The sequence below is a fragment of the Streptomyces composti genome (assembly GCF_012034205.1).
GTDB lineage: Bacteria > Actinomycetota > Actinomycetes > Streptomycetales > Streptomycetaceae > Streptomyces > Streptomyces composti.
The window spans coordinates 1-1,083 of the sequence record NZ_JAATEM010000082.1 but is presented as its reverse complement, the minus strand read 5'-3'; the positions used below and the strand labels follow the sequence as shown (position 1 = coordinate 1,083).

The following is a 1,083-nucleotide window of genomic DNA, read 5'->3' as shown; positions in this document are numbered from 1 at the left end:
CGCCGTCCTTCTCCATCTGCTCGGCCAGCTTCATGGCCTCGTCGATCAGCGTCTCCACGATCTTCGACTCGGGCACGGTCTTGATCACCTCGCCCTTGACGAAGATCTGCCCCTTGCCATTGCCCGAAGCCACACCCAGATCCGCCTCACGGGCCTCACCCGGACCGTTCACCACACAGCCCATCACAGCGACACGCAACGGCACCTCCATGCCGGAAAGACCCGCCGTGACCTCCTCCGCCAGCTTGTACACATCCACCTGAGCCCGGCCACACGACGGACAGGAGACGATCTCCAGCCCCCGCCGACGCAGATTGAGCGACTCCAGAATCTGGATCCCGACCTTGACCTCCTCGGCCGGCGGCGCCGACAACGACACCCGGATGGTGTCACCGATCCCCCGCGACAACAGCGCACCGAACGCCACCGCCGACTTGATCGTGCCCTGGAAAGCCGGCCCCGCCTCGGTCACCCCCAGATGCAGCGGATAGTCACACCGCTCGGCCAGCTGCCGGTAGGCCTCGATCATCACCACCGGGTCGTTGTGCTTCACCGAGATCTTGATGTCGCGGAAATCGTGCTCCTCGAACAGGGACGCCTCCCACAGAGCGGACTCGACCAGCGCCTCCGGCGTGGCCTTGCCGTACTTCTGCAGCAACCGCTTGTCCAGCGAACCCGCATTGACCCCGATACGGATGGGAGTGCCGTGGTCACGAGCCGCCTTCGCGATCTCCTTGACCTGATCGTCGAACTTCTTGATGTTCCCCGGGTTCACCCGCACCGCCGCACAGCCGGCCTCGATCGCCGCGAACACGTACTTCGGCTGGAAGTGGATGTCGGCGATCACCGGGATCTGCGACTTGCGGGCGATCGTCGCCAGCGCGTCCGCGTCCTCCTGCGTCGGGCACGCCACCCGCACGATCTGACACCCCGACGCGGTCAGCTCCGCGATCTGCTGCAACGTCGCCCCGATGTCCGAGGTACGAGTGGTCGTCATCGACTGCACCGAGACGGGAGCGTCCCCGCCGACCGCCACGGGCCCGACCTGGATCTGCCGGCTCTTCCGGCGCTCGGCGAGCTTGG

1 protein-coding gene is annotated in these 1,083 nt (G+C 66.2%); it reads right to left on the bottom strand.

Annotated features, from left to right (window positions below; genetic code table 11):
* On the bottom strand, positions 1–1,083 hold a 1,083-nt coding region (gene ispG, locus HCJ93_RS29025), incomplete at both ends, for a flavodoxin-dependent (E)-4-hydroxy-3-methylbut-2-enyl-diphosphate synthase (RefSeq protein ID WP_167998803.1).